The organism is Curtobacterium sp. VKM Ac-1393 (genome assembly GCF_015350995.1).
Classification (GTDB): domain Bacteria; phylum Actinomycetota; class Actinomycetes; order Actinomycetales; family Microbacteriaceae; genus Curtobacterium.
This window is the reverse complement of record NZ_JADKRW010000002.1, coordinates 321,001-346,266: the sequence shown is the minus strand read 5'-3', so window position 1 is coordinate 346,266 and position 25,266 is coordinate 321,001. Positions and strand designations below refer to the sequence as shown.

Annotated in this window: 25 protein-coding genes; 17 read left to right on the top strand and 8 right to left on the bottom strand. The window is 74.3% G+C overall.

The window, feature by feature from the left end; genetic code table 11:
• Positions 1-80: 80 nt before the first annotated feature.
• Complete coding sequence (ybaK, locus tag ITJ59_RS05480) at positions 81-566, bottom strand: Cys-tRNA(Pro) deacylase (protein WP_194650112.1); 486 nt, start codon at positions 564-566, stop codon at positions 81-83.
• A 66-nt stretch (positions 567-632) separates the two neighbouring features.
• Here ybaK and ITJ59_RS05475 point away from each other — a divergent pair, with 66 nt between their 5' ends.
• Entirely contained in the window at positions 633-938 is a 306-nt protein-coding gene (locus tag ITJ59_RS05475; RefSeq protein ID WP_194650111.1) for a DUF6412 domain-containing protein, read from the top strand.
• 63 nt (positions 939-1,001) lie between these two features.
• On the top strand, positions 1,002-1,745 hold the full coding sequence (locus tag ITJ59_RS05470; RefSeq protein ID WP_194650110.1) for a YidC/Oxa1 family membrane protein insertase: 744 nt from the start codon (positions 1,002-1,004) through the stop codon (positions 1,743-1,745).
• Between the two features lie 27 nt (positions 1,746-1,772).
• On the opposite strand, the gene ITJ59_RS05465 is transcribed toward ITJ59_RS05470, so the two are convergent.
• Entirely contained in the window at positions 1,773-1,988 is a 216-nt protein-coding gene (locus tag ITJ59_RS05465) for a hypothetical protein (protein WP_194650109.1), read from the bottom strand.
• Between the two features lie 526 nt (positions 1,989-2,514).
• Between ITJ59_RS05465 and ITJ59_RS05460 the strand changes: the two genes are divergently transcribed.
• Together ITJ59_RS05460 and ITJ59_RS05455 are read left to right on the top strand one after the other, a co-directional pair.
• Positions 2,515-3,111, top strand: a complete 597-nt coding sequence (locus ITJ59_RS05460; protein WP_194650108.1) for a hypothetical protein — start codon at positions 2,515-2,517, stop codon at positions 3,109-3,111.
• A gap of 252 nt (positions 3,112-3,363) precedes the next feature.
• The gene (locus ITJ59_RS05455) at positions 3,364-4,725 is read left to right on the top strand and encodes an MFS transporter (RefSeq protein WP_194650107.1); all 1,362 of its coding nucleotides are present in this window, start codon (positions 3,364-3,366) and stop codon (positions 4,723-4,725) included.
• Positions 4,726-5,135: 410 nt separating this feature from the next.
• On the opposite strand, the gene ITJ59_RS05450 is transcribed toward ITJ59_RS05455, so the two are convergent.
• Together ITJ59_RS05450 and ITJ59_RS05445 are read right to left on the bottom strand one after the other, a co-directional pair.
• Positions 5,136-7,208: a carboxypeptidase regulatory-like domain-containing protein gene (locus tag ITJ59_RS05450; RefSeq protein ID WP_194650106.1), complete on the bottom strand. Its 2,073-nt coding sequence runs from the start codon at positions 7,206-7,208 to the stop codon at positions 5,136-5,138.
• 95 nt (positions 7,209-7,303) lie between these two features.
• Positions 7,304-7,768, bottom strand: coding sequence for an NUDIX domain-containing protein (locus ITJ59_RS05445; protein WP_194650105.1), 465 nt, complete (start codon positions 7,766-7,768; stop codon positions 7,304-7,306).
• A 161-nt stretch (positions 7,769-7,929) separates the two neighbouring features.
• Here ITJ59_RS05445 and ITJ59_RS05440 point away from each other — a divergent pair, with 161 nt between their 5' ends.
• On the top strand, positions 7,930-8,826 hold the full coding sequence (locus ITJ59_RS05440; RefSeq protein ID WP_194650104.1) for a universal stress protein: 897 nt from the start codon (positions 7,930-7,932) through the stop codon (positions 8,824-8,826).
• On the opposite strand, the gene ITJ59_RS05435 is transcribed toward ITJ59_RS05440, so the two are convergent.
• The 3 genes from ITJ59_RS05435 to ITJ59_RS05425 are packed head-to-tail and all read right to left on the bottom strand — an operon-like array spanning position 8,774 to position 11,252.
• Positions 8,774-9,820 carry an SGNH/GDSL hydrolase family protein gene (locus ITJ59_RS05435; RefSeq protein WP_194650103.1) on the bottom strand — a complete coding sequence of 349 codons (1,047 nt, stop codon included), beginning with the start codon at positions 9,818-9,820 and terminating at the stop codon, positions 8,774-8,776. The genes ITJ59_RS05440 and ITJ59_RS05435 overlap by 53 nt on opposite strands.
• 32 nt (positions 9,821-9,852) lie before the next feature.
• The gene (locus ITJ59_RS05430) at positions 9,853-10,209 is read right to left on the bottom strand and encodes a PRC-barrel domain-containing protein (protein ID WP_194650102.1); all 357 of its coding nucleotides are present in this window, start codon (positions 10,207-10,209) and stop codon (positions 9,853-9,855) included.
• 50 nt (positions 10,210-10,259) lie between these two features.
• Positions 10,260-11,252 carry a glycosyltransferase family 9 protein gene (locus tag ITJ59_RS05425; RefSeq protein WP_323749411.1) on the bottom strand — a complete coding sequence of 331 codons (993 nt, stop codon included), beginning with the start codon at positions 11,250-11,252 and terminating at the stop codon, positions 10,260-10,262.
• Between the two features lie 100 nt (positions 11,253-11,352).
• Between ITJ59_RS05425 and ITJ59_RS05420 the strand changes: the two genes are divergently transcribed.
• From ITJ59_RS05420 to ITJ59_RS05390, 7 genes are read left to right on the top strand one after another with little or no spacing between them, the layout of a single operon-like run.
• A complete protein-coding gene (locus tag ITJ59_RS05420; RefSeq protein WP_194650100.1) occupies positions 11,353-11,910 on the top strand; it encodes a D-glycero-alpha-D-manno-heptose-1,7-bisphosphate 7-phosphatase in 558 nt (185 codons plus the stop codon).
• On the top strand, positions 11,907-12,983 hold the full coding sequence (locus ITJ59_RS05415; RefSeq protein WP_194650099.1) for a glycosyltransferase family 9 protein: 1,077 nt from the start codon (positions 11,907-11,909) through the stop codon (positions 12,981-12,983). The genes ITJ59_RS05420 and ITJ59_RS05415 overlap by 4 nt, the downstream gene beginning before the upstream one ends.
• A 52-nt stretch (positions 12,984-13,035) precedes the next feature.
• Positions 13,036-14,034 (top strand): glycosyltransferase, encoded by a 999-nt coding sequence (locus ITJ59_RS05410; protein ID WP_194650098.1) that lies wholly within the window; start codon positions 13,036-13,038, stop codon positions 14,032-14,034.
• Positions 14,031-15,314 carry a glycosyltransferase gene (locus ITJ59_RS05405; RefSeq protein WP_194650097.1) on the top strand — a complete coding sequence of 428 codons (1,284 nt, stop codon included), beginning with the start codon at positions 14,031-14,033 and terminating at the stop codon, positions 15,312-15,314. Before ITJ59_RS05410 ends, ITJ59_RS05405 begins: the two co-directional genes overlap by 4 nt.
• Positions 15,311-15,931, top strand: a complete 621-nt coding sequence (locus ITJ59_RS05400) for a D-sedoheptulose-7-phosphate isomerase (protein ID WP_194650096.1) — start codon at positions 15,311-15,313, stop codon at positions 15,929-15,931. Before ITJ59_RS05405 ends, ITJ59_RS05400 begins: the two co-directional genes overlap by 4 nt.
• 23 nt (positions 15,932-15,954) lie before the next feature.
• The gene (locus ITJ59_RS05395; RefSeq protein WP_323749410.1) at positions 15,955-17,364 is read left to right on the top strand and encodes a PfkB family carbohydrate kinase; all 1,410 of its coding nucleotides are present in this window, start codon (positions 15,955-15,957) and stop codon (positions 17,362-17,364) included.
• A gap of 53 nt (positions 17,365-17,417) precedes the next feature.
• The gene (locus ITJ59_RS05390) at positions 17,418-18,122 is read left to right on the top strand and encodes an SDR family oxidoreductase (RefSeq protein WP_194650094.1); all 705 of its coding nucleotides are present in this window, start codon (positions 17,418-17,420) and stop codon (positions 18,120-18,122) included.
• Between the two features lie 107 nt (positions 18,123-18,229).
• On the opposite strand, the gene ITJ59_RS05385 is transcribed toward ITJ59_RS05390, so the two are convergent.
• Positions 18,230-19,318: a glycosyltransferase family 9 protein gene (locus tag ITJ59_RS05385; RefSeq protein WP_194650093.1), complete on the bottom strand. Its 1,089-nt coding sequence runs from the start codon at positions 19,316-19,318 to the stop codon at positions 18,230-18,232.
• Positions 19,319-19,442: 124 nt separating this feature from the next.
• Here ITJ59_RS05385 and ITJ59_RS05380 point away from each other — a divergent pair, with 124 nt between their 5' ends.
• The 5 genes from ITJ59_RS05380 to ITJ59_RS05360 all read left to right on the top strand — a co-directional run bounded on the left by ITJ59_RS05380 (position 19,443) and on the right by ITJ59_RS05360 (position 25,128).
• Entirely contained in the window at positions 19,443-20,858 is a 1,416-nt protein-coding gene (locus tag ITJ59_RS05380; RefSeq protein ID WP_194650092.1) for an aldehyde dehydrogenase family protein, read from the top strand.
• Positions 20,855-22,432, top strand: a complete 1,578-nt coding sequence (gene rfaE2, locus ITJ59_RS05375) for a D-glycero-beta-D-manno-heptose 1-phosphate adenylyltransferase (protein ID WP_194650091.1) — start codon at positions 20,855-20,857, stop codon at positions 22,430-22,432. Before ITJ59_RS05380 ends, rfaE2 begins: the two co-directional genes overlap by 4 nt.
• Positions 22,433-22,526: 94 nt before the next feature.
• Positions 22,527-23,255, top strand: a complete 729-nt coding sequence (locus ITJ59_RS05370; RefSeq protein WP_194650090.1) for a DedA family protein — start codon at positions 22,527-22,529, stop codon at positions 23,253-23,255.
• On the top strand, positions 23,252-24,469 hold the full coding sequence (locus ITJ59_RS05365) for a sensor histidine kinase (RefSeq protein WP_194650089.1): 1,218 nt from the start codon (positions 23,252-23,254) through the stop codon (positions 24,467-24,469). Before ITJ59_RS05370 ends, ITJ59_RS05365 begins: the two co-directional genes overlap by 4 nt.
• A complete protein-coding gene (locus ITJ59_RS05360; protein ID WP_194650088.1) occupies positions 24,466-25,128 on the top strand; it encodes a response regulator in 663 nt (220 codons plus the stop codon). The genes ITJ59_RS05365 and ITJ59_RS05360 overlap by 4 nt, the downstream gene beginning before the upstream one ends.
• The last annotated feature ends 138 nt before the right edge of the window (positions 25,129-25,266 follow it).

Sequence of the window (25,266 nt, the reverse complement as noted above, 5' to 3'; positions counted from 1 at the left end):
ACTTGAGTGCCTTCGGCTCAATGCAACGCAGGAGTACCGGGGTCATTCCCGGTGATCAGAGAAACTTGCGGCGACTCGACTCAGGTCCGCGCGATGGCCGCCGAGATCGCCTCGGTCACTCGCGCGAGGTCGGCCGGGGCCACCTCGATGTCGAACCCGCGGCGCCCGCCGGACACGAAGATGCTGTCGTACGCCAGGGCCGACTCGTCGAGCACGGTCCGGATCCGGGACTTCTGCCCGACCGGACTGATCCCGCCGACGACGTACCCGGTGCGCTTCTCGGCGAGGGCCGGATCGGCCAGCGTCGCCTTCTTGCCGCCGACGGCCGCCGCGATCGCCTTGAGGTCGAGCCGGTTCGCCACCGGCACGATCGCCACGGCCAGGGCACCGTCGACCGAGACGATCAGGGTCTTGAAGACCTGCTCCTCGCGGAGCCCGAGGGCGGCGGCGGCCTCCTCGCCGAAGTTCGTGGCGCTCTCGTGGTGGTCGTACACGTGCGGCGTGTACGACACCCCGGCTCGGTCGAGCGCGACGGTCGCTGGGGTGCTCGGCGAACCTGCGGTCATGCGCCGATCCTCTCCCGCGCTCCCGTCCTGTCCGTGGCGGCACGCGGGCGTTACGCTGAACCGACCATGACCGTCGCCCTGCTGCTCCTCCGCACCGCCGCCGCGCTGGTGCTCGGCGTGCCCGCGGTCGGTGACCCCGCGGCCGGTGTCCTGCCACTGCTGGCGGTGGCCGCGCTCGGTCTGACGGCCGTCGCCGTGGCGGTCGTCGTCGCGCAGGTCCTCGCCACGGTGCTGGCGACGGTGCTCGGGCTGCGGTCGACGGGTGTCGAACACGTTGCGGTACCGGACTTGGTCACCCGCATCGCGTGGAGCCACCCCGATGCCGACGGGCACGTCCGATCGCGTGCTCCGGGAGTCGTCGCCCCGGCCTGACCACCGACCGGTGGCCGGGCCGCACGCGACCCCTCCTGCGAACCACCACCGATCGGAACCGTCATGGACCTGTCCACCCTGCCCCTCGTCGGCCCGCTGCTGCACGGCGGCGCGGACCTCGTCGCCGCCCTCACCGCGGCGCTCTCCCCCACCACCGGCTCGTTCGCCGCGGCGATCGCCGTCGTGCTCCTCACCCTCGCCGTCCGGGCCGTGCTCGTGCCGCTGTCCGTCCTGCAGGTACGAGCGGAGCGCGACCGGCGTCGGCTCGCCCCGCAGCTCGCCGCGCTGCGGAAGCGCCACGGGAAGAACGCCGAGCAGCTGCAGCGCGCCGTCCAGCAGCTCTACACGAACGAGAAGGTCTCACCCCTGGCCGGCTGCCTGCCCGTCCTCGCGCAGGCTCCCGTGCTGTCGCTCGTCTACGCCCTGTTCACGCACGCGTCGATCGGCGGCACGATCAACGCCCTGCTCGAGGCCACCCTGGTCGGCGTCCCGCTCGGACACTCGCTGATCGTCACGCTCACGTCGCCGCTCTGGGTGCACGCCTGGGTGGTCGTGGTGCTGCTGGCCGTGCTCGCGGTCATCGTGGAGCTCAGCCGTCGCGCGAACCTGCGCTGGAACCCGGTGCCGACACCGGAGCCGGGCGCACAGGTACCCGGTGCGGCAGCGACCGCCGCGATCGGCCGGTTCGCCCCGTTCGTCACGGTCGTGTTCGCCGCGATCGCGCCGCTCGCCGCCGCGCTGTACGTCGTGACGAGCGCCGCGTGGACGGCTGGCGAGCGGGCCGTGCTGCGCCGGGTGATCCGGTAGCGGGAGCGCGCGACGTCGGGCCCGGCGTCAGCCGCCCTGGCCCTCCTGCTGCGGCCCCTGGTCGACCGGGTCGTACTCGGTGCCGCGACCCTGCTCCTCGTCGGCGGTCGGCACGTGGCGCTCGGTCCCGGTCCCGCCGGGGCTCGTCGCGACGTAGTCGGCCTCGCCGGACTGGGTGTCGTGGCTCAGCGGCTCGAGGGTCTCCGAGTCGGCGTCGTGCCGCGGTTCGGGTTCGGTGCTCATGCGTCACACCTACTCCCCTCGTTCTGGGTGCGCGCCGCCGCCCCGTCAGTGCCACGATGAAGGAGTCCACGCGACCGGCAGATCGGGAGTGCGCATGGCCCACGACGACGTGGCAGCGGAACGGGCACGGCTCGAGGCCGTCGCCTGGGGAGCGGCATCGAGCCCCGCCGACGCGGCGCGCGCCCGGATCGCACTGCAGGACCTGGCCAGCGGGCGGCGATCGGGCGGCCGGCGAGCGAGCGTGGGTGTCGCGTCCGCCTCGGGGTCGGACGAGCGGCCGGGAGGCACGCCCCCAGCCAGCGGGCAGGTCGCGTCCCCCGAGCGGTCGGCTCCACAGGTCGGCTCGTCGCCGGAACGGACAGCTCCACAGGTCGGCTCGTCGCCGGAGCGGTCGGGTCCACAGCTCGGCTCGTCGGAATCGTCGTCGCTGGAGCCCGGCCGGACCCCGGGGCCGTCGGCCCCAGGGCGCGTGGCGGCTGACGCGGAACCGGACCCGTCCCCGCGAACGGAGGCCGGATCGTGGGCGGTGACCGAAGCCCGAGGACCCGACCGTGCCGACGACGCGGGTGACGACGTCGGGGGTGAGCCGCGCCTCCCGGCCCTGCCGACGCGACGGTCCCGGTGGCGCACGCTGCTCTGGACGGAACGGCCCCGGGTGTGGATCGCGCTCGGCGCGGCAGCGGCGGTGGGGGTGGCCTTCGCGGCCGGCACCGTCGTGGGGACCACGCGCTCGGAGGTCGCCGCGGCACCGAGTGTCACGCCGACGGCGGGGACCGTGACCCTCGAGCAGCTGCTCGACGTGCCGCAGACGTACGCCGACCAGCTGCCGGGGCCGGTCGAGGCGCCGGTGAGCCTGCACTCGACGCGGCTGGTGTTCACGAACCGAGCGCTCGACGGCGGCTCGTTCGACACGCCGTGGGCGGTGTGGGCCGGGGTCGGCACGGACCGGTCGACGATCTGCCTGGTGGCGACGGCGAACCGGATCGAGTCGTCGACGGCGTGCTTCCCGCGCGAGGCAGCACTGCACGGCTCGGTGTCGATGTCGGCGCAGTCGATGAGCGGGACGCTGACGATCGCGCTGCGGGGCGGCGGGGTGCAGGGGCGGGTGACGAACGAGAACTGAGCCTTTCGATCATTGGAGCGCTCCGAGAATCTCGGCCGTCCCCTCGCGGGCTGCTGTCCATCGTGCAACACTGGATGAGCGCACTCGCCGTGGAGTCGTACCCACATCACCCACATCCACAGCGAGCGCGCCCCGCAGACCCCCCGGTCGTCGTCGTTCCCCCGAACGGCACCGTCGTTCCTCCGAACGGCACGTCGTTCCCCCGAACGACACCGTCGCGTGCTCGCCCGTGCTCCGGAGGAGGTCAGCAGCGTGTCCACCAACACCACCACCTCGGCCGTGTCGACGAACACGCGGCCGATCACCGTCACCACCCAGTCGATCGTCGGCATCGCCGTGCTCGGACTGGCCACGTTCTTCGCCATCACCACCGAGCTCATGCCCGTCGGGCTGCTCGGCACGATGAGCGCCGACCTCGGTGTGTCCGAGGCCACCATGGGCATCGTCGTCACCGTGTACGCGGGTGCCGTCGCGCTGCTGGCACTCCCGCTCACCGCGTTCACGGCGAAGCTCCCCCGCAAGGCCGTGCTCGTCTCGACACTCGTCGGCTACACCGTCTCGAACCTGATGATCGCGTTCGCGCCGTCGTTCGCCGTCGTCTGCGCCGGCCGGGTCGTCGGCGGCGTCGCACACGCGCTGTTCTTCTCCGTCGCCTCGGCGTACGCCACCCGGATCGTGCCACCGCGGCTGGCCGGCCGGGCGATCGCGTTCGTCTACTCGGGCAGCTCGCTCGGGTTCGTGCTCGGCGTGCCGATCGCCACCTGGGTCGCGCAACACATCGGCTGGCGTCCCGCGGTCTTCTCGATCGGTGTCGCCGCCGCCGTGCTCGCCGCGGTCGCGCTGCTGTTCCTGCCCGCCGTCAGCGGTGCGTCGTCGCCGCACATCGGGTCCCCGAAGGCCTGGGCGCGCACCGGGCTGCTGTCCGTCGTGATCGCCGACCTGCTGCTGTTCGCCGGACACTACGTCGTCTACACCTACGTCGGGCCGTACGCGATCGACGCCGGACTCGACGCCTCGATGGTGAGCGGTGCGCTGCTCGTGCTCGGTGGCACCGGGGTGATCGGCCTCTGGCTCGCGGGCATGTTCGTCGACCGGGCACCCCGGCAGACGCTCATCGCCGCCGTCGCCGTGATGGCCGTCGCCTTCGCCGTGATGCCGTTCGTGCACGGTTCCCTGGTCGGCACGATGGTCGTCGCCGGTGTCTGGATGGCCGCGAACGGCACCACGGGCACGCTCTTCATGGCTGCTGCGATCCGCTCCGGCGGCGTCTCCCCCGACATCGCCGGAGCGCTCATCAACGGTGCGTCGAACATCGGCATCGCGGGTGGCGCGGCCGTCGGTGGACAGGCGCTCGGGCTCGTCGGGCTGCAGTACCTGCCGTTCGCCGGAGGTGCCGTGCTGCTCGGGTCACTCGGCGTCGTCGTCCTGGCGCGTCGGGGCTTCCCGGTGCACACGGTCGGGCAGGAGCACCTGTCGACGTCGTCGATCGAGGCGATCACGTCCTCGCTCGCGGTGGTCACCACGTCGGTGCCGGTCGTCGGTCGGGCGATCCAGACCCTCACGGGTTCGGTCGCGACGGTGACGGGTTCGCACCGCACGCACCGCACCCAGTAGGCGCGCGGGGCGGGGCGCCGCGCCGCGCCGTCGTCGGACCCGGCCCCGTGCGGCCCCGAGGTTCCGAAATCTCGGCATCTCGGGGATCCCTGCGGCGGCCCGTGGAACCTCGGCGGTGGGGTGGCGGCATGTCGTGGGACCCCGGCGGCGAGGCCCGGGCGTGGCGACTGCGGCGGCGGAGTGCGGCGGGAGGTCGAGTCGACATGCCGTAGGCGTCGCGTCGAGGTTCCGCGAACTGCCGTGTGCGTGACGTTGCGGTTCCACGAACTGCCGTTCGAGACGCTGAGATGCCGTTATTTCGGAACCTCGGGGAGGGTGCGGCGGCGCGACGGGGCGGCGGCGCGCCGAGCAGCGCGGACGACGAAGGGCGGGCCCGGCATCGCGCCGGACCCGCCCTTCGTCGTGCGAGGTCAGTCCTGCAGGTGGCTCCGGCGACGGTTGCGCACCGCGCGGTAGGTCAGCAGCGCCGCACCGAGGAGCACGAGCACCCCGGCCGCGATGAGCCCCGGCTTCAGGTCCGCACCGGTGTAGGCCAGCGGCCCGCCGTTGCCCACGTGACCCGTACCCGCGGCCGGACCGTTGCCCGATCCCCCCGCGGCCGGCACGGTCGGCACCGCGGTCGGCGAGGTGCTCGGCGCACTGGGCGACGGCGACGGGGCCGGGGTCACTTCGGCCTCGACCACGAAGGCGAGCGGCGTCGCAGCACCGTCCTCGGGCGTGACGACGGTGACCGGAGTGGCCCCGTCGACGTCGACGGTGATCGTGTACTCGGTCGTCGGCTGCAGGTCGACGAGGTCGAAGGCACCGTCGTCGTCGGTCGCCACGGTCACCGGCGGACCGGCCTCCGGGTCGGTCGGCGTCGCGACGACGTCCACGCCGGCGACCGGGTCGCCGTTCGTGTCGACCACGGTGCCGGGCTGGTCGGTCGTGACGACGACGGGAGCGGCGGGGGTCTCGAACGGCAGGTCGGACGTGACGCTGCTGCCCGCGACCGCGGTGATCCCGGTGTTCGCGGTGTCACCGGTCGCTCCCGCGGCGGGGACCACCGTGCGGACCGTGTAGGTGCCCGCAACCGTGGCGAAGGTGTAGCGGCCGTCGGCGTCGGTGGTGTCCGAGCCGACCACGGCGCCGGACTCGTCGAGGAGCTCGACGACCACGCCGGCCGGGACGGGTGTCCCGTCGAGGGACACGACACCGGTCACGGTGGCGATGACAGCCGGCGGGGCGACGATCGGATCCGGTTCGACGGGGGCAGCGCCGACGTCGCCGGTCGTCACGGTGACGGGCGGCTCGTCGGCGACCGAGACCTCGACGGCGGTGTCAGCGGGCAGGTCGGACACCGTGTAGACGCCGTCGCTGTTCGTCGTGGTCTCGATCGGGTCGCCCCCGGGGACGTCGATGACGACGGGCACGTTCGCCGCGGGGTGGTCGTCCTCGTCGGTGACACTCCCGATGACGGACGTCCTGTCGTCCGGCGACGTGAACGCGAAGTCAGCCGTCCCGTCGGCGCCGCCCGGCGTGGCCGCCACAGCGAGCGACACACGCTGCGGCTGCTCCGGGCCGTCAGCACCCGCCGGCGGGGTGATCTCGACGCGGTAGTTCGCGATCACCGGCAGCTGTGGGAAGACGTACTTGCCGTCGGCGTCGGTGGTCGTCGTGTACACGGTGCCGCGCGGCGCGGTCACGGTGACGGTCGCACCCGGGATCGCCGCCCCGTCGAGGGTCGCGGTACCGCTGATCGCGGCGGTCCGGTTGGCGAACCAGGTCTGGTAGACGGGGAACCCGCTGCGCTGCTGGTACGTGATGGTCAGACTGGTCAACGAGACGGTCGGGGTGAACCAGGCCGACGCGCCAGCGGTGTCCGACGCGGCGGCGTTGCCGGTCAGGGTGCGCGTGGCCGCGTCCCACGTCGGCTTGTCCTGGCCCGTCGTGCCGTCGGGGTCAGGCGTGCAGGACCAGCCGCCGGCCGCCGGAGCAGCCGAACAGGAGTTGTAGGAACTCTCAAACCCGAGCTGCTCCCCGGTCGCGGCTCCGCCGCCGGCCACCGTCGCCGAGATCGTGGCCTGGTCGGCGTCGATGTCGCCGAGCACGAACGACCAGCTCTGCGCACCTGGCGTCGCCCCGTCGAACGTGTAGGTGGTGGTCGATGCCGAATCGCCGTTGGGACGGTCTGCCTGCGGCCGCTGGTTCATGTAGGTCTGACCGCGACTCGTGCCGTAGACCTGGCCCGACGGCGTCCCCGCGGACTGCCACGTCGACGCTCCGCTGATCACGGTCGACTGCCGCGAGTTCGAGGTGAACGTGGTCGCGGGGAACCCGGCCAACGTCATCGTGCCCGTGTAGGCCTTCGAGGCCCCGCTCAGGGTGAACGTGCCCCAGTTGCCTGCCGGCTCCGCCGAGGCGCTCGTCGCGCCGCCGATCGCCAGTCCTGCTCCGAGTGCGAGGGTGGTGAGCCCCGCCGTGACCGCGCGCCAGCGCCGCATGTGTACTCCCCTGGTGAAGACGTCGGCGTGCCCCGACGCCCGTGCAGGCTACCGAGGCGGCGCGCACCCCGTCCGCACCGACACCACATCGTGATTCAGACGAGACGGTCCAGCAGTGCGTCGAGGGCAGCCACCTGCCCGGCGACGAGGAGTTCCCGTGCCTCGGTGAGCAGCACCCAACGGGCGTCGTCGATCTCCGGCACGTCGACGAACTTCCCGGAACCGCGTGGCAGCTCGAGTCGGACGGTGTTGCTCCGCACCTCGACGACGTCGAAGTCCGGTGCGGAGGCCGCGAACACGCGCACGCGCTTGCCCGACGCCTGCCGGAACTCGCCGAGGTCCGTGACGTCGTGCGCCGACACCGGAGCCGGCTCCCCGATCTCCTCGCCGAACTCGCGCATCGCCGTCGCGAGCGGCTCCTCGCCGTCCTCGACCACCCCCTTCGGGATCGACCACGCGCGTGGCCGGCTCCGCCAGAACGGCCCGCCCATGTGCGCGACGAAGACCTCCGGCTCGGCCGGTCCGGCCCGGTGCAGCAACAGTCCGGCGCTCACCACCATGCTCCGAGACTACGCGGCGTCGGACGGGAGGCCCGCCCCGCGTCCGCGTCGCCCGTCACCACGGCGCACGGCCGGTTCCACCGCACGTGATCCGAGTACCGTGTGGCGCACGGAGCGCCAGTGGACGCCCCCGGAGCCTGCGATGGAGGAGGCCGATCGGGATGGACGAACGGTGGACGACGGTCACGCTGGCCGCCGATGCGGCGATGCCCCACGACGAGGCCCTCGGGTGGATCGTCGCCCGGGCCGGTACGGGCCTCGAACGACTGCGGATCATCGGCGCCGACCACGCGCTGGAGGGCCGGATCCCGGTCGTCGACCAGCTCGCCGAGGTGGCCCGGACCGCGCTGCCGGGGGTCGCGGTCGAGGTGCACCGGCACGCCGGGCCCTTCGCCGCCGCACTCGTCGAGGAGTCCGACGGCGGTGACCTGCTCGTCATCGGGAGCTTCCGCAGCCGGCGCGGTTCGACCGCCGGTGGTGACCCGGCGCGGGTCGCCGAACGCGCTGCCGTGCCGACCGTGGTCGTGCCGGAGGGACCGCACCCGATCGACGGTGACGTCGTGCTGGCGATCGAGGAGCCGATCGACGAGCGCGCCGTCGCCATCGCGGTCGACGAGGCCGTCCGGCGTAACCGACGACTGACCCTGCTGCGCGCGTGGGAGATGCCGGTGCTCACCCGGACCGGGTTGACGGACTTCGCCGAGGACCCGTTGCGCTGGCGCAGTCGCAACGCCGAACTGCTGGAGCGCGTGACAGCCGTCCTCTCCGCCCGCCACCCGTCGCTGCGCCTCCGCCCGCTGCTGGTCGAGGGGCATCCCGGCCACGCGATCGCGTCGCACACCCGCCGGGCGTCGCTGGTCGTGCTCGGGCGTGGCCACGTGCGCGCGCTGTCCGGCTCGCTGCTCCACGACGTGGTCCGTGAGACGGCCGCTCCGGTGTGCGTGGTGCCCCCGGCGGCGCACCCGGACTCCCGGTCGGTCACCACCACCCAGGCAGCGGACGGGATCAGTCGGCGAGGGCGCGGATCGCGTCGGCCATCTGCTCGGTCAGGTACCTGACGCCGCGTTCGTTCGGGTGCAGGGCGCCGGCTTGCAGGTCGATCTTCCGCAGGTCACCGGAGCCGGTCAGCGTCACGCCGGCCACGTAGCGCTTCGACGGGGCGCACGGCGAGTGGTCCTGCGTGCTGGCGAACACGTCGACGAACCGCACCCCGGCGGCGTCGGCGGCGGAGCGGGAGACCTCGTTGAGCTCGTCCTGCACCCCGTGCAGGTACGCGACGTCGGTGTCCGTGAAGGGGTACGTGTCCGACGGGAACGAGCCGGCGAGGGTGCCGAGGTCGAGCGCGGACCGGAAGCAGCCCTTCGCGGGCGTGTTCGTCGTGTCCGGGAAGATCGCCGGGTACCCGAGGAACACCACGACGGCGTTCGGCGCAGCCCGCTCGACGGCTGCCAGGGTGTCGGCGATGCCGAGCGCCACCCGCGACTGGATCTTCACGCCGAGTTGGTCGACGCCGTCCTGCACCAGGGCGCTCTCGCACGACGGGGCGTCGCGGCCGGAGAACACCGGACCGTCCGCGGAGATCGCGAGGCACGCCGCTGCCGTGCCGAACAGATCGGCGTCGTTGCCGCCGATCGTCAGGGTCACGAGACGGGTCCGGTCGGACAACGAGTCGATCTGGGGTGGGACGCCCTTGAACTGGTGGCCCGTGGTCACGTCGGCGCTCGTGGCGCCGGCGCAGGAGACGTCGGTCAGGGCCAGCCCGAACTGCGCCGCGAGCCGGTGCGGGTAGTCCCGAGCCGACTGGACGCACGCGTTCGTCGGCAGACCGGTGCGGTCCCCCAGGCCGTACCCGGCCGAGTACGAGTCGCCGAGCGCCACGTACTCACTGCCGGGCGGGATCGCGTCGAGCGTCTCGGCCGGGTCGGCGGTGACCGGGTAGGGCGCCGGTACCGGCCACATCGGTGCCGCGGACGCCGTGGTCGCGCCCAGAGCGCCGCCGGAACCCGCGAGCACCAGGCACGCGACGGCGACCGCCGCCAGGACGGCGCGCAAGGGGCGGCGGACGATGCGGATCAGCTGCTGCCTCAGCGACGCCCGAGGCGACGCTCGCCGCCGCTGCCGGTGCGGTACTCGAGCCCGTAGTGCTGGAAGAGCTCGGGCTCGGTGGCGGCGTCGAGCTCGCCGTCGGTCGAGATCGACGGCGCGTCCTTGACGAGCTTCTTCGGGAACGTGACGCGCAGGTGCTTCGGCGCGACCGTCGCCCCGAAGAGCGGCACGAACACGAGCTTCTGGAACCCGACCATGCCGGTGGTCAGCGCACCGAACGCGGGCTCCGACGTCGCGGTGTCGTAGTAGATGCTCTCGAGCGTGCCGACCTTGTCCTCGGCCTCGTCGACGACCGGCAGGCCGATCCAGTCACGGATGTTGGCGGCTTCGAACACGACGGGCTCCCTCCGAGCTGCCGGCAGGTCCGTGCGGCTCTCGGTCGACGTTACCGGTCGGTCGCCTGTGCGGTCACCCGGAGCACACCGAGACGGTCCACCGCGGCGAGCACGTCCGAGGCGCCGACCGCGAGGATCGCCGGGTCCGGGTCCTCGGCGAACACGTCCCCGCGGCGCACCGAGGCGTCGGTGAGCACGACGTGCGGACCCGTTGCCGGCGGCCCCCAGGCCTCGGGTGGTGCCGGACCGAACAGCACCACCGACGGCACGCCGTAGGCGGTCGCGAGGTGCGCTGCACCGGTGTCGACGGTCACGACGACGCGTGCCGCCGCGACGAGCCCCGCGAAGTCCTGCAGCCCCAGCGTGCCGGCCAGGACCGCCCCCGGCGCCGTGCCGGACGCGTCCGCGACGGCGCGCGCACGGACGACGTCGTCCGCGCCTCCCGTCAGGACCACGTCGGCACCGCGGTCCCGCAGCCCACGCACCACGTCGGCGAATCGGTCCGTCGGCCAGTGCCGCGCACCGTGGAAGGCGCCCACGTGCACGACCGCGGCATAGGCGATCACGGGAGGCGCCACCGGCCGCTCGATCGTGACGTCCGTCGCGTCGGCGGGGACGCCGTGCCAGACGAGCAGGTCGGCCCAGCGGTCGCGCTCGTGCACGTCGGAGGGCCACGCCGGACCCGCGTACCCGTGGGTCGGGTCGGCGTGCCCGATGACGCGACGGGGCTGCAGCGCGGCGATCAGGTCGGACGACTCCGGACCCGCACCGTGCAGGTTCACCGCGACGTCGACGACACCCGTGGGGACGGTGATCGGGTGGTCGAGCCCGTGCTGGGCCAGGTGGACGTCGATCGCGGGGACGAGTTCGACGACCGGTGCCAGCCACGCGGTGGTGGCCAGGGTGATCCGGTGGTCCGGGAAGCCCCGACGCAGGGCACGGAGCGCCGGGACGGCGACGAGCAGGTCACCGAGCTTGATGGCGCGGAGGACGACCAGCTCCGGACGCCCGTCGGCGTCGGGCAGGTTCTCGAGGGCGGTCACCGCCGTGACGCTAAGCGGCTCCCGCTGGCCCGGCACGGAGCACCCGCGTTCGGCGGCTGATCTGGGCCGGTGCGCGGCGACCGCCCGGTAGTCCGGGCCCATGGCCCTCGTACCGGACCGCGTGATCCGCGGCCTGCTCTTCGACCGCGACGACACCCTCGTCGTGGACGTGCCGTACAACGCGGACCCGCGCCTGGTCGTCCCCGTGCCCGGAGCCCGGCGCGCCGTCGACCGTGCGCGGTCCGCGGGCCTCCGGGTCGGCGTCGTCACGAACCAGTCGGTGATCGCGAAGGGCCTGGCGACGCGCGAACAGGTCGACGCGACGAACGCGCGGGTGGACCAGCTCGTCGGACCGTTCGACGTGTGGTGCGTCTGCCCGCACGACGACGCCGACGACTGCGCCTGCCGGAAGCCGCGGCCGGGGATGGTGCTCGACGCCGCCGACCGGCTCGGGTTGTCGCCGGAGACGCTCGTGGTGATCGGCGACGTCGGCGCCGACGTGCAGGCCGCGCGCGCCGCCGGGGCGCAGGGCGTCCTCGTGCCGACCGGGCGGACGCTCCGGCACGAGGTCGACGACGCGGACACGGTCGCGGCGAGCCTCGACGCCGCCGTCCAGCTCGTCATCGACCACGCCGGCCCCGCGACGGACCGGACATGAGCCACCCCCGGGTGCTGGTGGCACGGCTCGACTCGTTCGGCGACGTCCTCGTCACCGGCCCCGCCGTCCGGGCCGTCGCCGCTCGGGCCGCGCACGTCACGATGCTCTGCGGACCGCAGGGGGCGCCGGCGGCCGAGCTGCTGCCCGGAGTCGACCGCGTCCGGGTGTGGGCGGCGCCGTGGGTGCCGGAGACCGCACGACCGATCGACGACGCCGTCGTCGCGGAACTCCGCGCACTGGTCGCCGAGGAAGGACCCGACGAAGCGGTCGTCCTCACATCGTTCCACCAGTCGCCGCTGCCCCTTGCCCTGCTCCTGCGCCTCGCCGGTGTCGTCCGCGTGACGGGTGCGTCCGTCGACCACCCCGGTTCGCTCCTCGACGTCCGACTGCGCCCCGGCGAGGACCTGCCCGAGGACGTCACGGAGTCGCAGCGTGCCCTGCGGATCGCCGAGGCGGCCGGGTTCCGGCTGCCGCCGGGGGACGACGGGAGGCTCGTGGTGCGTCAAGACGCCGTGGCACCACCGGCCGTGGCCGGGCTGGACCGGTACGTGGTCGTCCACCCCGGCGCGAGCGTGCCGGCCCGGTCGTGGCCCGCGGTCCGCCACCGGGACCTCGTCGCCGCGTACGCCGAGCGCGGTGTCCCCGTCGTGGTCACCGGATCCGCCGGGGAGCGTGCACTCACCGCGTCGGTCGCGGGTGCCACGGGCATCGACCTCGGCGGCCGGACCACACCCGCCGAACTCGCGGCGGTGCTCGCCGGCGCCGAGGTGGTCGTGGTCGGCAACACCGGACCCGCACACCTCGCCGCCGCCGTCCGCGTGCCGATCGTCAGCCTGTTCTCCCCCGTCGTCCCCGCCGTCAAGTGGGCCCCGTCCGCACCGCTCGTCGAACTGCTCGGCGACCAGGACGCGCCCTGCCGGCTCAGCCGCGCCCGTGAGTGCCCCGTCGACGGCCACCCGTGCCTGGCCTCGGTGCGCGTCGAGGACGTCCTCGACGCGCACCGGAGACTGCTCGTCCGCGCTTCACGGATGGAACCGAGAAGTCTGCGCAGCGCCGGAGCGGGCGCTGCGTAGCGTCCGCCACTGCTTCTCCTTCCCCCGTTCCGGCTCGACCGAAAGGCTCCGCATGCGCATCCTGGTGTGGCACGTGCACGGCGGCTGGATGGACGCGTTCGTCCGCGGCCCGCACGAGTACCTGGTGCCGACGACACCGGCTCGGGACGCCTGGGGCCTCGGCCGTGGCGGTCGTGCCTGGCCGGACAGCGTCGTCGAGATCGCCCCCGCCGACGTCGCCGAGGCCGAGATCGACGTCGTCGTCCTGCAGCGCACCGAGGAACGTGACACCGCGCAGCGCCTGCTCGGCGGCCGGGACGTCCCGATGGTCTTCGTCGAGCACAATGCCCCGCGCGTCGCCGTGCCGGACAGCCGGCACCCGCTCCGAGACCACGACGACCTGGTGATCGCGCACGTGACCCACTGGAACGCCCTGATGTGGGACTGCGGCTCCACGCGGACCACCGTCGTCGAGCACGGCGTCGTCGACCCCGGGCCGCTCTACACCGGCGCACTCGACCGTCTGGGTGTCGTCATCAACGAACCCGTCCGCCGGAACCGCGTCGTCGGCACCGATCTGCTCCCCCGCTTCGCCGCCGTCGCACCCGTCGACGTGTGGGGCATCGGCACCGGACGCCTGTCGGAACTCGGCCTCGGCGACCGCGTCGTCCCCCGGGGCGACGTCCCCGCCGACCCGATGCACGCGGCGCTCGCCGAACGGCGGGCGTACGTGCACCCGAACCGGTGGACCTCGCTCGGGCTGTCGCTGCTCGAGGCGATGCACATGGCGATGCCGGTGCTGGTGCTCGCGGCGACGGACGCGAGCCGGACGGTCCCGGACGGTGCCGGCGCGATCGCGACCGACGTCGAGGAGCTGGTGCGGGCCTCCCGGATCCTGCTCGACGACCCGGACGAGGCGCGCCGACGGGGTGCCGTGGCGCGGGAGGCCGTGCTCGCACGGCACGCGCTCGGACGCTTCACCGCGGACTGGGACGACCTGCTCGACGACGCCGTCACGCGCGGCGCGCGTCGCCGCGCGGCGGGCACCCTGCTCGACGGGAGCCGACGGTGAGGATCGCGATGGTGTCCGAGCACGCGAGTCCGCTCGCGGTGCTCGGCGGGGTGGACGCCGGCGGACAGAACGTCCACGTCGCGGAGCTCTCCGGGGCGCTCGCGGACCGCGGGCACCACGTGACCGTGTACACGCGCCGCGAGGACGCCTCGCAGGCGGTCCGGGTCCGGCTGCGACCCGGCGTCGACGTCGTGCACGTCGACGCCGGCCCGGCGCGCTCCGTGCCGAAGGACGAGCTGTTCCCGTACATGGGCACGTTCGCCGCCGTCCTGGCCGCCGAGTGGTTCGTCGACCGGCCCGACGTCGTGCACGCGCACTTCTGGATGTCCGGTCACGCTGCGCTCGACGCCGTCGCCCAGGTGCAGGCCCGCAGCGGCGGGACCCGGGTGCCGGTGGTGCAGACCTTCCACGCACTCGGTGTCGTGAAGCGCCGGCACCAGGGAGCGGCGGACACGAGCCCCGCCGAGCGCGAGTGGGTCGAGCCGGCCGTCGGGCGGAGCGTCGACCAGGTCGTCGCCACCTGCTCGGACGAGGCCTTCGAGCTGAAGGCGCTCGGGGTCCCGCTGCACAACATCTCGGTGGTGCCGTGCGGGGTGGACGTGACGCGCTTCCGGCCCGACGGTGCCGCAGAGCCACGGGGACGTGCCCACCGGGTGCTCACGGTGTCGCGGTTGGTCCGGCGCAAGGGTGTCGGCACCACGATCGCCGCGCTGGCACGGCTCGTCGAGCAGGGCCGCGACGTCGAACTCGTCGTGGTCGGCGGTGCGGGCGTCGCGGGCGCCGACCTGCCCGACGACCCGGAGCACCAGCGCCTGGACGCCCTGGCCCGGTCGCTGGGTGTCCGCGACCACGTGACCTTCCGCGGACAGCTCGGGCAGCACGAGATGCCCGCCCTGTACCGCAGTGCCGACGTGGTCGTCTGCGCACCCTGGTACGAGCCGTTCGGTATCGTGCCGCTCGAGGCGATGGCCTGTGGTCGCGCGGTCGTCGCCTCGCGGGTCGGCGGCCTCATCGACACCGTCGTCGAGGACGCGACCGGTCTGCACGTCCCGCCGCGCGACGAGTCCGCCGTGGCCGCCGCCGTCGGCGCCCTGCTCGACGCCCCGGACCGCCGTGCGGCGTACGGGCTGGCCGGACGGGAGCGCGTCGAGGCGCGGTACACGTGGCAGCAGGTCGCCGCGGACAGCGAGCGTGTCTACTCCCGGCTCGGTGCCGCCCGGACCACCCACCCCGGCCGGGTCGCCCGCGCCGTCACGCCGACGGAGAGGACCGCACGATGAGCATCGACCAGCAGACCGGGATCGACGAGCAGGTCACCGCGAGTGCCCGCATCGTGCTCGCCCACGTCGCGGCATCGGTCCCCGTGATCGCGTCGCTCGTCGCGCACGGCGACCACATCGCCGCGTGGGCGGACGACGTCGCCGGCCGACTCGTCGCCGGCCGACGGCTGCTCGCCGCGGGCAACGGCGGGTCCGCGGCCGAGGCGCAGCACCTGACCTCGGAACTCACGGGACGCTTCGACGGCGACCGGCCCGCGTACTCGGCGATCGCGTTGCACGCCGAGAGCTCGGCGGTCACCGCCATCGGCAACGACTACGGCTTCGACCAGGTCTTCGCTCGGCAGGTGTCGGCGCACGCCCGCGCCGGCGACGTCGTGGTGCTGCTGTCGACGAGCGGGAAGAGCCCGAACCTGCTCCGCGCCGCCGAGTCCGCCCGCGCCGTCGGTGCACGGACCATCGCGATGACCGGTCCACGCCCCAACCCGTTGGCCGAGGCGGTGGACGACGCGATCTGCATCGACGGAGCGTCCGCGAACGTGCAGGAGGCGCAGCTCGTCCTCGTGCACGCCCTCTGCCGGGCCATGGAGCCCGCGCTGCGCCGCGGAGGTCGACGATGACGGCACGGGGGTCGACGTCTGGCGTGTCGACGTCGCGCGGGCCGACGTCGCGCGCGGTCGGACGTCGCCTCCGGATCGCGGTCGTCGGCGACACCCTGCTCGACGTCGACGTGTCGGGGACGAGTGACCGGCTCAGCCCGGACGCCCCGGTCCCCGTGCTCGACGTCACCACCGACGTCCGCCGTGCCGGGGGCGCCGGGCTCGTCGCGACCATGCTCGCGCGGGACGGTCACGAGGTCGTCCTGGTCACCGTCCTGGGCGACGACACCCGGGCGCAGGAGCTCCGCGACCTGCTCCCCGACGTCACGGTCGTCGCCGGACCGTCCGGCGCACCGACGCCCGTGAAGACCCGGGTGCGCGTGGCCGACCACGCCCTGGTCCGGATCGACGAGGGCTGCGCGACCCCGCCGGTCCCCACCGCGACGCCGGCCATGACCGCCGCGCTCGACGACGTCGACGCGGTCGTGGTCGCCGACTACGGCCGCGGGGTCGCCGCCGCGCCTGCCGTGCGGGACGCGATCGCCCGGGCCGCCGAGCACGTGCCCGTCGTCTGGGACCCGCACCCCAGGGGCGCCGTGCCCGTCGAGGGCATCACCGTCGCGACCCCCAACGCCGCCGAGGCCCGCGGCTTCACCGGACTCGAGGGGCAGGGCGTGCCGTTCGCGACCGTGGCCGCGGCGACGCTCGTCGCGCAGTGGCGGGTCGGTGCGGTCGCCGTCACGCTCGGCGACCGCGGGGCGCTCGTCGCCGACGCCCGCACGGACAGCCGCTTCGTGCCGGCCCCCTCCGTCAGCACCGGGGACCCGTGCGGCGCTGGTGACCGGCTGGCCGCGGGCGTCGCCGTCGCCCTCGCTTCGGGTGCCGACGTCGCCGAGGCGGTGTCCGCCGGTGTCGTCGCCGCGTCGGGGTACCTCGCGGCGGGCGGCGTGGCGGCGCTCCTCGCTGACGAGCCCGCTCCGGTCGCGGTCCCGGGCACCGACCGGGACGCCCTGCGCACCGTGCACGACGTCCGGAGCGCCGGCGGCACCGTCGTCGCCACGGGCGGGTGCTTCGACCTGCTGCACGCCGGGCACGCCCGCACGCTGTCCGCGGCACGGGCCCTCGGCGACTGCCTGGTGGTGTGCCTCAACTCGGACAGCTCGGTCCGGGCGCTCAAGGGACCCGACCGGCCGATCACGACCCAGGACGACCGCGTCGAACTGCTGCTCGCGCTGGACTGCGTCGACGCCGTCGTCGTGTTCGACGAGCACACCCCCGACGCGGCCCTGCGCCGATTCCGTCCCGACGTGTGGGCGAAGGGCGGCGACTACACCGCGAGCGAGCTGCCCGAGTCCGCGACGCTCGCGGAGTGGGGCGGCCACGTCGTCACGGTGCCGTTCCACCCCGGCCGCTCCACCACGCGGCTCGCAGCCGCGCTCGCGCACGTCGGCTGAGCCGGCAGGTCCCACGCTCCAGGTCCCGCTCCACGTCCTCCGGAAGGAAGTCCATGCCCGTCCCCACCACCCCCATCGGCCGTGTCCTCGTCACCGGCGGTGCCTCCGGGCTCGGTGCCGCGGTCGTCGCCGCGGTCACCGAGGCCGGCGGTACCCCGATCGTCCTCGACCTGCGGATCGCCGCCGTCGCCGACGGGATCGACGCGGTCGCGGTCGACGTCACCGACACGGCCGCCACCGAGGACGCCGTGCGTGCAGCCGCCGAGCGCCACGGCGGACTCGACGCCGTCGTGACCGCCGCCGGCATCGACACCCCGGCGCCGATCGGCGGGATCTCGTCCGGCGCCTGGGAGCGGATCGTGGCGGTCAACCTGCTCGGCACCGCTGCTGTCGTGCGTGCCGCGCTCCCCGCGCTCACGGCGTCGCACGGCCGGGTCGTCACGGTGTCGTCGTCACTCGCCCTGCGCGGGGTCGGTGACGGGACCGCGTACTCGGCATCGAAGTTCGGCGTCCGCGGGTTCTCGCAGGCCCTCGCCGCCGAGACCGGCGGCAGCGTCGGCGTCACGAACGTGATCCCGGCGGGCATGCGGACGAACTTCTTCGCCGACCGCACCGAGCAGTACAAGCCCGGTCCGGACGCGCAGCTCATCGAGCCGGAGTACGTCGCCAACGCGATCCTGTTCGCGCTGTCACAGCCCGCCGGTTGCGAGATCCGCGAGTTGTCGATCATGCCCGCGACGGAGCCGAGCTGGCCCTAGGGCCAGCGGGTGGCGGACGGGAGGCACGGTGCCGGTCGTGCGCCGCGCCTCCCGTCCGGTGGTGGACCGGACCACCCCGCCGGGGCGACTGATCCACGCACCGTCGGTCAGGTGGTGCGGAGCAGGTCGGCGACGTCCGCCAGGACGGCCTGCGGGTCGACCTCGTCGACGTACGAGGGATCGTGCGCGCAGCGCTCGGCCGTCCAACCGACCTGCGTGACGTCGACCCCGCACACCGGGCAGCGCGTCACGAAGGACAGGTGCACGCGGTGGCGTCCGCGGTCGAACGGCCCCGCGTTGACGACGTTGCCGAACCAGAACACGCCGACGGTGGGCGTGCCGACGGCGACGGCCAGGTGGCGCGGCCCGGAGTCGTCGCCGACCACGACGTCCGCGGCTGCGAGCACGGCCGGCAGCTCGCGGAGCGACAGCATGCCGGTCAGGTCGTGCACGCGTCCGACCAGACCCGCAGGCAGGACCCCGACGATCGCGTCCGCGGCGGGGGCGTCCGACGCGTCGCCGACGAGCACGACGTCGTCACCGAGGTCGAGCCGCGCTCGGGCGACCGCGGCGAACCGCTCCGGATCCCAGCGGCGGCGGGGATCCGTCGCGCCGGGGTGGATCGCGACGAGCCGACCGCCGACGCCGAGTCGGGCGCGGACGGCCAGTCGCTCGCCGTCGGTCACGCGCACCCGGGGGTCGAGCGTGACCGGAGCGGCGCCGGCGAGGGAGACGACCTCGAGCGCGCGGAGCACCTCGTGCTGGTAGTAGACGTAGCGCACCCAGCGCTCCAGGACCTCGGCGTCCGCGGTCGCGGTGCCGACGGTGTGCCGAGCGCCCAACCGGAGCAGGAACGGGTTCGAGTTCCGACCGCCGCCGTGCAGCTGCACGGCCAGGTCGTACCGGCCGTGCAGGCGCGCGGCGAAGTCCTCGGCGGTGGGTGCGTCGTCGCCGGCGTCGCGGACGCCCGGCACGACCGGGAGCTCCTCGACGGCGTGCACGGCGTCGCTCCGGCCCTCGAGCAGCGCCGCCGCCGCCGGGGTGCCCAGCAGCGTGATCCGGGCCGCCGGGTAGGCAGCGGCGAGGGCGTCGAGCGCGGGCAGGGCGAACATCAGGTCCCCGATGCCCCCACCGCGGAGCACCGCGATCTCCCGCACGCCGTCGAACCGTTCTCCGCCCACACCGATCTGCTGCACCACCCTCGTCTACCGGGCCGGAGGCGGCCCGGACCGGTGGTGGACGTGAAGCGCGGATCCGGGTCCGTGCCCAGCGCTCCCGGAGCAGGGTCTGACTCCCGCTCGCCCTGCCCGGAAGGCCCCCATGACGATCGCACCAGCAGCCGCCGACCTCGCCACGGACCTGGTGGTGACCGATCCCGTCGACGGGACGGTGGCGTCCACCGTCCCCCGCGCCTCCGAGTCGGACGTCCGCGCCGCGGTCGCCCGCGCACGGGCGGCGGCGGGCCCCTGGGCGCGCACGGCGCCGGCGGAACGCGGTGCCCTGCTGCGCGCCGCCGCCGAGCACGTCCGCACGCACGCACGGGAGCTCGCCGACCTGAACACCCGCGAGACCGGCAAGGTGCCCGCCGACGCGCTCGGCGGGGTCGAGGCCGGCGTCGGGACGCTCGTGCAGTACGCCGAGCTCGGACCGCTGCACCGGGGCGAGGCCCTGCGCGGCCGGTTCGGCACGGCCGACTGGACGGTGCCGCACCCGCGCGGTGTCGTCCTCGCCCTGACGCCCTGGAACGACCCGGTCGCGGTGGCCTGCGGTGTCCTCGGAGCCGCGATCGTCAGCGGGAACACCGTCGTGCACAAGGGCAGCGAGCGGTCGCCCGCCACCATCGCTCGCCTGAACGCCCTGCTCGCCGAGGTCCTGCCCGACGGCGTGCTCGTCGGCGTGGACGGGGACGGTGCCACCGGGGAACTGCTCCTCGTCCAGCCGGGCATCGACGTCTACGCGCACGTCGGGTCCACCGCGACCGGCGACCGGCTCTCCGCTGCCGCGGTGACCACCCGTGCCCACGTGGTCCGCGAGAACGGCGGGAACGACGCGGTCGTGGTGGACGCCGACGTCGATCCGGAGTGGGCGGCGGCGCAGGTGGCACTCGGTGCGTTCGCGAACACCGGCCAGATCTGCACGAGCGTCGAGCGCGTCTACGTGCACCGGGACGTCGCCGAGCCCTTCGTCGCCGCACTCGTGGCCGAGGCGGCGCGCCGGACGGCCTCCCCCGCCGCGACCTACGGCCCGCTCGTCGACGACCGGCTCCGCAGCACCGTGCAGTCGCACGTCGACGACGCGGTGCAGCGCGGTGCCTCGGTGCGGACCGGTGGCGTCGTCCCGGAGGGCGCCGGGTCGTTCTACCCGGCGACCGTGCTCACCGGATGCACGGACGACATGCTCGTGATGACCGAGGAGACCTTCGGTCCGGTCGCCCCGGTCCGCGTCGTGCGGGACTTCGACGAGGGGCTCCGGCTCGCCGCGGCGGACCGCTACGGCCTCGCCGCCACCGTCCTGACGAACGACACCGGTCACGCGCTCCGTGCCGCGGCGGAACTGCCGGTCGGCACCGTGAAGGTCAACGCCGTGTTCGGCGGTGCCCCGGGCGGGAGCGCCCAGCCGCGCGGTGCCTCCGGTGCCGGCTTCGGGTACGGGCCGCACCTGCTCGACGAGCTGACCACCACGACGGTCGTCCACCTCGAACCGGTTCCCGCACGCGCCGCCGGAGACCCCCGATGAGCGTCGACGTCCGCCTGGTGCGTGACCTGGTCGCGACCATCGACGACCGCGAACCGCTCGTCGTCGTGATCGGGGACTGCATCCTCGACCGGTGGACCGTCGGCACTGCCGAACGGGTCTCACGCGAGGCACCCGCGCCCGTCGTGCGCGTGACGGAGAGCATCGCGGTCCCGGGCGGTGCGGCGAACACCGCCGTCAACGCCCGTGCCCTCGGTGCCCGTGTCCGGATCGTCGGGCTCATCGGCGACGACGACGCCGGGACCGTGCTGCGCGAGCGGCTCGCGACCGCGGGTGTCGACACGTCGTTCCTGGTCGAGGTCGCCGGAGCACGGACCACCACGAAGTCCCGCGTGGTCGGGGGCGACCGGATGGTGGTCCGGGTCGACGACCTCGCCGGCACCCCGACCGCCGACCACGACGAGCGGCTGGCACGCGCCGTCGCCCGCGCGGTCCGGTGCGCCGACGCCGCGGTCGTCTGCGACTACGGGCTGGGCGTCCGAGCCGAGGACGTCGTACCGGTCCTGGACCGCGACCGACCGGGCACGATCGTCGTCGACGCGCACGACCTGGCCCGTTGGGCGGCGCTGCGCCCCGACCTCGTCACCCCGAACGCCGGAGAAGCCGCCGCGCTCCTCGGACGCGACCTCGGGACCGGCGCCGACCGGGTGCCCGCCGTCGTGGCCGCCCGCGCCGACCTGCTCGCCCGGACCGGTGCCCGCGCCGTCGTCGTCACGCTCGACCGCGACGGCACCGTGCTGCTCGACCGCGACTCCGACGAGGGCTTCCGCACGCGTGCGATCCCGGCGTCCGAGCAGCAGACCTCCGGCGCGGGCGACACGTTCTGCGCCGCGGCGACGGTCGCGCTCGCGGTCCGGGCACCGTTGCACGACGCAGTGTCCGTGGCCCAGGTCGCCGCCGACGTGGTCGTCCGCGAGGCCGGCACATCGGTGTGCAGCGCCGCGGCCCTGCTCGTGTCGGTGACCGCTCCGGCCGTCACCGTCGTCGACCACGACGAGCTCGCCGACGCCGTCGACCGGGCCCGCCGTGCCGGACGCCGGGTGGTGTTCACGAACGGGTGCTTCGACGTGGTGCACACCGGCCACACGACGTACCTGCGGCAGGCCAGGGACCTCGGTGACCTGCTCGTCGTCGCGCTGAACGACGACGACTCGGTGCGACGACTCAAGGGGCCGGAGCGGCCGTTCAACCCGGCGGAGGACCGTGCCGGGGTGCTCGCGGCGCTGGCGTGCGTCGACCTGGTCACAGTCTTCGCCACCGACACCCCGATCCCGCTCATCGAACGGCTGCGGCCCGAGGTCTACGTCAAGGGCGGCGACTACTCGCCGGAGATGCTGCGCGAGACGGCGGTCGTCCGGGCCTACGGCGGCGAGGTCGTCATGGTCGACTACGTGCCCGAGCACTCCACGACGGCCGTGGTCCGCCGGATCCGCGAAGCGGCAGCGGCTGCCGCCGAAGCGCAGTCCGCGGCGACGGCTGTCGAAGCGCGGCCGGCGGCGACGGCTGCCGACCCGGACGGCGCCGCCGACGCCGGCACGGAAGTCATACCGCGGTAGGGGGTCGCCGAGACCGGAGCGGGATGGCAGGGTCCTCGGCGCTCCGTAGCGTCGTCCTCGTCGGCGAGGTCCGTCGGCACGAAGGAGCGTCGTCGTGTTCGACCAGATCACCCCGTTCGTCGTCGAGCTGGCCGCGAGCCCGCTCGTCTACGTCGTGCTCGTCGCCCTGTGCCTCGTCGACGGGTTCTTCCCGCCGGTCCCGAGCGAGACCGCGCTCGTCGCCGTCGCGGCCATCGCAGCCACCTCGGGCCAGCCGGTCCTCGCCGGGGTCCTGGTGGCCGCCGCCGTGGGTGCGATCGCCGGCGACTCGATCGCGTACTGGATCGGTCGCCGGATCGGGCTCACCCGACTGGCACGATCGCGGCGACCGCGGATCGCCGCGGCGTTCGCGTTCGCCGAGCGACAGATGCAGCGCCGGTCGGCCAGCCTCATCCTGGTGGGCCGCTACATCCCCGTCGGCCGGGTCGCGGTGAACATGACCGCCGGCGCGACCCGGTTGCCGTACCGCCGGTTCCTCGCCATCAGCGCGGTCGCCGGCACCGCGTGGTCCGCGACCTCGGTCGGGATCGCCCTCGCGGCCTCGCAGGTGCTGCACGAGCCGCTCGTCGCCGCCCTGGTGTCGATGGTCGTCGCCGGGGGCCTCGGCATCGCGGTGGACCGGGTGATCGGTACGATCAGCCGCAGGCGCGACACCCGAGCCGCGCGTGCGGCCACCGCGGTCGTGGCCGCGACCGACGTGCCCACCGCGAGCACCACACCCGTCGCGCACACCCCGTCCGCCACGTCCCGCATCGTCCCCACCGGAGAGATCGTCCGACCGTGACCCCCGCCCTGTTCCGCCCGCGACCGACCTGGTTGCCCCTGGCGACCCGGATCGGGCTCGCGGTCGTGGTCGTGGCGCTGTTCAGCGTCGCGGCGCCGGTCACCTCGGTGTACTACGACGTCGCGGTCCCGCTCTCGCTGCTCGTGTCGGCGGTCCTCTGCACCAGCATCGGCATCGTCCCGTTCGTCCCCCGCACCGCCTCCGCCGTCCACCTCGTCGGGCTCGCCGCCCTCGGCCTGCTCACCGCCCCGGTCGGGACGAGTCCGTGGCCGATCCCGGTCACCGGCATCATCGGGCTCAGCGTCCTGCTCGTCGTCCTGGGCGTCCGCACCAGCTGGCGGCTGACCGCGGTCGTGTGGGCCGTCGCCGCCGTGCTCCCGCTCGTCCTCGTCGCCGTGACACCCGGGCGCTGGGACCAGCCCGCGGTGTGGGCGACGAGCTTCGTGGTGTCCGCCGGCGACACGCTCCTGCTCGCCGCAGCCGCCGTCGTCATCGGGCAGCGCCGCAGCATCCGCGACGAGCTCGTCGCCGCGCGCCGCGACGCCGAGCTGGAGCAGGCCCGCCGCCGCACGGTCGAGGAACGCGCCCGGATCGCCCGCGAGCTCCACGACGTCGTCGCGCACAGCATGTCCGTCGTGCACATGCAGGCCGAGTCCGCGCCGTACCGGGTCGCCGACCTGCCACCATCGGCCCGCGTCGAGTTCGCCGCGATCGCCGAGACCTCGCGCACGGCCCTGCGCGAGATGCGCCAGCTTCTCGGCACCCTGCGCGGCGACACCGCCGCCGAGCGCGCGCCGCAGCCCGACCTCGCCGACCTGCCCGCCCTCGTGCAGGCCACGCGCGCGGCCGGCATCCCCGTGGAGCTCCGGGTCGACGTGGCCGACGGTGTCGACCGGCTCGCACAGCTCACCGTCTACCGGGTCGTGCAGGAGGCGCTCGGCAACGTCGCCCGGCACGCGCCCGGCGCATCCACCGTGGTGACGGTCAGGAGGCACGACTCGCGTCTCCGGGTCGAGGTCGCCAACGCCGCGCCGCCGGCTGGCACCGTCCCGACCGCGCCACCCGACGACGGCGGCTTCGGCCTGGCGGGGATGCGCGAGCGGGTGACCGCCCTCGACGGCACGATCGACCACGGACCCGGACCGGACGGCGGCTTCACGGTCGTGGTGACCCTGCCCGTCCGCACGCCGGCGGCCGACGGAGGCACCAGATGACGCGGGTGATGGTGGTCGACGACCAGCAGATGTTCCGTATGGGACTGCGGGCGATCCTCCAGGCTCAGGACGACGTCGAGGTCGTCGGCGAGGCCGCGAACGGTGCCGAGGCCGTGGCCTTGGCGATCCGGCTGCAGCCCGACGTGATCCTGATGGACGTGCGCATGCCGGAGCTCGACGGGATCGAGGCGACGCGCCGGATCACGGCGGGGCCCACCGACCGCCCCGTCCGGGTGGTGATGCTGACGACGTTCGACATCGACGACTACGTGTTCGACGCGCTGCGGGCCGGGGCGAGCGGGTTCCTGCTCAAGGACGCCAGTGCGGACGAGCTCGTGGCCGCGGTCCGGACCGTGGCGGCCGGCGAGGCGCTGCTCGCGCCCCGTGTCACCCGGCACCTCGTCGAGGCGTTCGTCGCCGGACCGTCCACGGCGGCGCCCCGTACCGAGGTGCTCGACGTCCTGACCGACCGCGAGCGGGACGTGTTCATGCTGATGGCGCGCGGGCGGTCGAACGGCGAGATCGCGGGCGACCTGTTCATCGCCGAGCAGACCGTGAAGACCCACGTCGGGCGGGTGCTGGCGAAGCTCCAGCTCCGCGACCGGGTGCACGCCGTGGTGCTGGCGTACGAGGCGGGCCTGGTCCGCCCGACGGGCTGACGCGCCGCGCCGCTCACGTCCGACGCGCCGCTCACGTCCGTCCATTCCCGCCCGCCGCGCCGCTCACGTCCCCCGAGGTTTCGAAATCTGCACACTTCGCGCGCCGAAACGTCGGTCCGTGGAACCTCGACGACGCAC